Below are 6,511 nucleotides of genomic sequence, written 5' to 3'. Positions count from 1 at the left end.
TCTTCCAGCATACGTAGTGCACTCAGTTTTTGTTCAATCGAATGCCGACTTCTCGCCATAAAAAAACACTCCCCAATAGATAAACAGATTTGTTATTTCATCTGTCTACCTATTGGGGAGCATATCACTCGCCTCGGGCCTGTTCGTTATGGGCGTCGGTCTGCTAGGACACGGCGGCGCAAGTTGATGCCGAAGAATGTAGCGACCGCGCTCAACGCGAGACTGCCAACGATGATGGCGGTACTCGCTTCGGCGACACCGATGCCGATACCGACAAAACCGGCGACGACGGCGATTGCGATCAAGACGAACATGAGTTGCATCGAAATTCCCCCTTTTTTTCTTGGCTCTATCTCATTGTAAGCAAAATCAGCGCAATTGGAAACGGTAACAGACTATATAACGTGACAAAGGTGGTAGCACCTGTGCTATACTCTTTAAGTTGAATACAAAGTTGAAACTTTTCAAATAAGAGAGGAATAACTACATGAATTTAAGAACTAACCTCCGTAACGTAGCCATCATCGCCCACGTTGACCATGGTAAAACAACGTTAGTCGATGAACTATTGAAACAGTCTGGTACTTTCCGGACAAACGAAATGGTAGCAGAGCGCGCCATGGACTCGAACGATATCGAACGTGAGCGCGGGATCACAATCCTCGCTAAAAACACGGCAATCGATTATAAAGATACTCGCATCAACATCGTAGATACGCCAGGACACGCCGACTTCGGTGGTGAAGTTGAGCGGATCATGCGTATGGTTGACGGCGTTATTCTTGTTGTCGATGCACGTGAAGGCTGTATGCCACAAACACGCTTCGTATTGAAGAAAGCACTTGACCAAGGACTTCGCCCGATCGTTGTCGTCAACAAAATCGACAAAGCGATGGTCCGTCCGCTCGACGTCGTCGATGAAGTCGTAGACTTATTGATCGATCTCGGAGCAGATGAAGATCAACTTGAATTCCCTGTCGTCTATACGTCTGCAGTCAGCGGTTCAAGTTCGTTCGATCCTGATCCTGAGAAGCAAGAAGATACAATCACGCACGTACTCGATACGATTCTTGAGAACACACCGGCACCAATCGACAACTCGGATGAGCCGCTTCAGTTCCAAGTCACGATGCTCGACTATGATAACTACCTCGGTCGTATCGGAGTCGGTCGCGTCTTCCGTGGGAAAATCAAAGTCGGAGACCAAGTCTCACTTTGCAAAACGGACGGATCGATCAAACAACTTCGCGTCACGAAGCTATTCGGTTACTTCGGACTCAAACGTGTTGAAATCGAAGAAGCTAAAGCTGGTGACTTGATCGCCATCGCCGGGATGGAAGACATCAACGTCGGTGAAACGGTCACACCGGTCGGTAAAGAAGAGCCGCTTACGCTTCTTCGCATCGATGAGCCAACGCTTCAAATGCGTTTCATGACGAACAACTCTCCATTTGCAGGACGCGAAGGCGATTTCGTGACAGCACGTAAAATCGAAGAGCGTTTGATGAAACAACTTGAGACGGACGTTTCGCTCCGTGTCGAAAACACAGACTCGCCTGACCAATGGGTCGTATCAGGACGCGGTGAACTTCACCTCGGTATCTTGATCGAGAACATGCGTCGCGAAGGGTACGAGATCCAAGTTTCGAAACCACAAGTTATCATCCGTACAGCTGAAGACGGTACGAAAATTGAGCCTTTCGAGCGCGTCATCATCGACGTACCGGAAGAGTACACAGGTTCAGTCATGGAATCGATCGGTCTCCGTAAAGGTGAACTCGCGAACATGAACACGAACGATAACGGTCAAACTCGTATGGAATTTATCGTTCCTTCACGTGGTCTCATCGGATATCGTAACGAGTTCTTATCGGCGACACGCGGATACGGAATCTTGAACCATACGTTCGAAGAGTATCGTCCGTTCATTCCTGCTGACATCGGCGGTCGCCGTAGCGGTGTCATGGTTTGTATCGAAGCTGGTAAGTCAACGGCTTACTCAATCGGTGCACTCGAAGACCGTGGGACGATCTTCATCGAACCAGGTACAGATGTATACGAAGGCATGATCATCGGTGAATGTAACCGTGACGTCGATCTCGCGATCAACGCCGTCAAAGGGAAACAGTTGACGAACATGCGTGCATCATCGAAAGACTCGACACAAGTCTTGAAACGTCCGCGCGTCTTCTCGCTTGAAGAGTCGCTTACGTTCTTGAACGATGACGAGTACTGCGAAATCACACCGCTCTCGATTCGACTCCGTAAAAAGGTCTTGAACAAGAACGAACGTGAAAAAGCTGACAAGCGTCGTAAACTTGGTAAAGAATAAGTAGAAAAGGGAGCGCCGAGGCGTTCCCTTTTATTTTGATTCGTGTAGAATAGACGTGTAGGAAACAAAGGGGGATTATTTGCCTTGAAAGCTTCTCAAACGATGGACATTACCCAAATCGACGTTCCGTGGATCGCCTCGCTATTAGGTGTCGGCAGTGACGCGAACGACTTTTCGGTCGGCTTTAACGCCTTGATCATCACGGTCATCTTATTGACGTTGCTCGTCTTTAAATTAGGTTTTGCCAAACAACTCGCGTGGTGGAAGGCGCTCATCGTCTACATCATTCTCGCGCTCGGAGCGGGGACGATGGCGCTCGTCTTCTTCACGTGGCCAATCCCGGAAGTATTGCTCGTCATGGCGGTCGTCCTAGCCATTTATCGGGGCCGGCTCTGGTGGAACCGCCGTCAAGACCAAGTCAATGAACCAACCTAAAAAATGGACGTCCCGTTAAAGGGACGTCCATTTTTGTTACCATCTTCGCTTTTGGCGAAACGATGGATATAGGTGGAATTGGCCTGTTGCCGCACGCTCAGCCGTTCGTTCCGTAATGCGTGCATGACATTCTTGGCACATGTACGTTTTAGCAGGTTTATTGCGAAGTCGTTTCGCTTCGAACGACCACGAATCAATCGTATCGACTTTATCACAAAGAGAGCACTTTACGCGCATGGTCTCACCTTCCTCTTCGTTGATTATAGCATGATTTCCAGATAGAAAAGCAGGGAAAGAAGTCATTAAGGGCGAATCCATTTCATATACCCGTTTAAGAAGGAGGGGAGTGCATGGCGAGTAAAGCAACGTTCGAACTTTCCCGGGCGCAACAAGAAACGTTAAACGAGATGCCGTTGACGTTTCTCGTCGCGTTTGATGAAGCGAAGCGGTGGCCGATCACCCACGCCATCAGTTGGGTGCAGGCGACCGATCAACAGACAGTCCGATTTGCCCTGACAAAAAACTCGCATCTCATCACGCTTTTGACAAGCGAAAAGACGGCGGGGCTCATCTTTTTAGAGGACGGTCTCGCTTACAGTGTGACGCTCTCGCACGTCCATGAATTTGAACCGGCTGTAAAACCGGGACTGCACCTGCGTTTTTTTAAAGGTTCGGTCGAAGAAGTCCGCAACATCTCCTTTTACGGGGCGACGTTCGGGCAACCGGACATCGTCAAGACGTACGATATCGAAGCAGCGGAAAAATTGGACCGAGAAGTGAAGGAAAGCTTGAACTCTTGATCACCAACAATTTTCGAGGGGCGGCAAAGCTTATGAAAAAAACGTATGTGCTCGATACGAACGTACTTCTACACGACCCACTCTCACTCTTTCAATTCGATGAGCATGACGTCGTCATCCCGGCCATCGTCCTAGAAGAACTCGATGGAAAAAAACGAAACATGGACGAGCTTGGCCGTAACGCCCGAGAAACGGCGCGTGTGCTTGACCAGCTCCGATCGACCGGCAAACTTCATGACGGGGTGCCGCTCGAGAATGGCGGCCATCTCTTCGTTGAGATCGGTCATGAACATACAGTCGACTTCCCGTTCGACGTCATGACGAATGACAACCGGATTTTGACGGTCGCACTCGGTTTGATGAAACAGTATGAGCATGATCACAACCGGAAAGTCGTGGTCGTCTCAAAAGATATACTGGTCCGTGTCAAAGCGGATGCGATCGGCATCGAAGCCGAAGATTATTTGACAGACCATATCGTCGACACGACGAATTTGTACGCCGGCTATCGCGAGATTGAGGTCGATCAGGCGATAATTGATGAATTCTATCAAGTTCGCCAGCTACCGACGTCGGCTTTTTCAAAAAACCAACTGTACCCGAACTCATTTGTCATCTTAAAGAGTAACGTTTCGAAAGCGAGCGCACTCGCGGTCGTCGATCCGTTACAACCGATCGTTCGACCGTTATCGCTCGACGCCGAGCACGTCTGGGGCATTCATCCGCGGAACGTCCAACAACGAATGGCGCTCGATTTACTACTTCGCGACGATATTCCGTTCGTGACGCTCCTCGGGAAAGCCGGGACCGGGAAGACGCTCCTCGCACTCGCGGCGGGACTTGCCCTCGTCGAGGACGAACGTCGCTTCAACAAGCTCGTCGTGGCGCGTCCGGTCGTGCCGATGGGCAACGACATCGGATACTTGCCGGGTGAGATGGAAGATAAGCTTCGTCCGTGGATGCAGCCGATCTATGACAATCTTGAATTCTTGTTTAATGCCAACTCGAAAGACGAGCTCGGAAATATCCTCGCCGGCATCAAATCGATTCAGCTCGAGGCGCTCACATATATTCGGGGGCGAAGTATGCCGGATCAGTTCATCATCATCGATGAAGCGCAGAACTTGACGAAGCACGAGATCAAGACGATTTTGACCCGGGTCGGGGAGAATTCGAAGATTGTTCTCGTCGGCGATCCGTATCAGATCGATCATCCGTATTTAGATGAATATTCGAACGGGCTCTCGTACGCCGTCGAGCGGTTCAAAGGGCAAAACGTATTCGGTCACGTCCAACTCATCAAAGGCGAACGCTCGTCGCTCGCCCGGTTGGCGGCCGATTTGCTATAGAAATAGACGCCGAGCGTAAGCTCGACGTCTCAGCTTGTTGACCAACATGAACAATATTGCTCGTCTTCCGGCGCCCACGCTTTCTGCAGGCAATCCCGGAGCCGCATCGTGACTTGTGTCGCTGCTGGGTCTCCGTCGGATTACTGTCCTGTAAGAGTCAGGGCGCCATCGGACGAGCAACGCAAACGGTCGCCATCTGGCGACCATTTGTCTTTTTCTGAGGCCTCGACAGTCGAAAGAAAAAGCCCGATTTATATCGGGCAGTTCACTTCGAGGTCTTCGGACATAAAAAAGACGAACCAGATCGCTATTAGCGACCTGGTTCGTCAACAGCCTGAGACGCCGAGCATGAGTTCGACGTCTATTTTGTGTTTGGGTGGAGCAAAACTTGCACGTTCGCTTTCTCAAGAAACGCGTTCGTCAACATGATCAAACCAGTCACGATGAAGAGCGCAGAGAATCCGAAGTGGGCGACGATTTGGGATCCGAACAACGGTCCGAGCAGGTTGCCCATGAACTGGGCCGACTGGTTGTAAGAAAAAATGCGTCCGGTCGCGTGACTCGGTGTATGTTTCCTTAGCAGTGACTGCACAGACGGCATGAGTGCCGCGGTCGCGAAACCAAGGCCGAAACGCAACATGACGAGCTGTGTCGTCGACGTCACGAACGCCTGAGGAATCAAGAACGCGGTATAAATGATGAGCGCCCAAAACAAAATCCGTTCCGGCCCGTGGCGGTCTGACAGCCGTCCGAGATGTTGTGCGGACAGGAGGGCGGCCACCCCCGGCGCTGAAGCGACGATTCCCGCGATGAACGCGAGGGAAGTCGTGTACGGGTTCAGTTCACGGACGTACAGTGTCAACAGTGGCCCGATTGACTGAGTTGAAAACTGAATTAAAAACGTCGTTAAAAACAAGCTGAAGATGAGTTGGGGATGACGGAGCGAGGCGATGATCGACTTTGTCGAATCAAGTCGCTCGCGCGCCACCGGGACGAAATCTTCTTTCACGAACAGGAGTGTGATTAAAAACGTGACGAAGAGTGCGCTACCGGTAAAGAGAAAAACGGGTCGAAGCCCAATCCAATCTGCGAGCAGTCCACCGATCAATGGACCGAGGAGTCCGCCGGTAATACCACCGGTCGACAACGTGCCGAGCGCCCAGCCGCTTTTCTCTTTTGGTGTCTGTGAGATGACGAGAGTGATGCCGGCCGAGATGAATCCGGAGACAGCACCCATGATGAGTCGTAAACCGACGAGTTGATAAACGTCTTGCACGAAGCCGATCAAGAACATGACGACGGCCATTCCGAGGCTCGCCCGAATCAACATGAGCTTGCGCCCTTTCTGGTCAGCGAGTCGGCCCCAAAGCGGGGAGACAATGGCGGCCACGAGGAAAGTGGCGCCGAAAGCGACGGCGGACCAGGTGACGACGTGGTCAGGGTTGGTCACGCCGAGCTCTTCGATAAATAAGGGCAGGAACGGCAAGACGAGGCTCATCGAGGCGGCCGTCAAGAAGCTGCCGATCCAAACGATGATCAAGTTCTTTTTCCATAAAGGTATCGTAAGCGTCACGACCTTTCTGCATAGAGTATAT

At 51.2% G+C, this 6,511-nt stretch carries 7 protein-coding genes; 4 read left to right on the top strand and 3 right to left on the bottom strand.

The window, feature by feature from the left end; translation table 11 throughout:
• Positions 1-146: 146 nt before the first annotated feature.
• On the bottom strand, positions 147-323 hold the full coding sequence (locus EVJ23_RS15300; protein ID WP_167615659.1) for a DUF5325 family protein: 177 nt from the start codon (positions 321-323) through the stop codon (positions 147-149).
• Positions 324-487: 164 nt separating this feature from the next.
• Between EVJ23_RS15300 and typA the strand changes: the two genes are divergently transcribed.
• Complete coding sequence (gene typA, locus EVJ23_RS08935) at positions 488-2,332, top strand: translational GTPase TypA (protein WP_070327588.1); 1,845 nt, start codon at positions 488-490, stop codon at positions 2,330-2,332.
• Positions 2,333-2,416: 84 nt separating this feature from the next.
• Positions 2,417-2,767: a YlaH-like family protein gene (locus EVJ23_RS08930; protein WP_236633741.1), complete on the top strand. Its 351-nt coding sequence runs from the start codon at positions 2,417-2,419 to the stop codon at positions 2,765-2,767.
• Positions 2,768-2,803: 36 nt separating this feature from the next.
• Here the strand turns inward: EVJ23_RS08930 and EVJ23_RS08925 are convergent, their stop codons facing one another.
• Positions 2,804-3,004 (bottom strand): YlaI family protein, encoded by a 201-nt coding sequence (locus EVJ23_RS08925; RefSeq protein WP_083273976.1) that lies wholly within the window; start codon positions 3,002-3,004, stop codon positions 2,804-2,806.
• 113 nt (positions 3,005-3,117) lie between these two features.
• On the opposite strand from EVJ23_RS08925, the gene EVJ23_RS08920 reads away from it, so the two are divergent.
• Together EVJ23_RS08920 and EVJ23_RS08915 are read left to right on the top strand one after the other, a co-directional pair.
• Positions 3,118-3,567, top strand: coding sequence for a PNPOx family protein (locus tag EVJ23_RS08920; RefSeq protein ID WP_070327586.1), 450 nt, complete (start codon positions 3,118-3,120; stop codon positions 3,565-3,567).
• A 32-nt stretch (positions 3,568-3,599) separates the two neighbouring features.
• Positions 3,600-4,916 (top strand): PhoH family protein, encoded by a 1,317-nt coding sequence (locus EVJ23_RS08915; protein WP_016509526.1) that lies wholly within the window; start codon positions 3,600-3,602, stop codon positions 4,914-4,916.
• A 361-nt stretch (positions 4,917-5,277) separates the two neighbouring features.
• Here the strand turns inward: EVJ23_RS08915 and EVJ23_RS08910 are convergent, their stop codons facing one another.
• Complete coding sequence (locus tag EVJ23_RS08910) at positions 5,278-6,477, bottom strand: multidrug efflux MFS transporter (RefSeq protein WP_070327957.1); 1,200 nt, start codon at positions 6,475-6,477, stop codon at positions 5,278-5,280.
• Between the last annotated feature and the right edge of the window lie 34 nt (positions 6,478-6,511).

The sequence above is a fragment of the Exiguobacterium sp. SH1S1 genome, assembly GCF_004337245.1.
Lineage (GTDB): Bacteria > Bacillota > Bacilli > Exiguobacteriales > Exiguobacteriaceae > Exiguobacterium > Exiguobacterium aurantiacum_A.
This window is presented reverse-complemented; position numbering and strand designations above follow the sequence as displayed.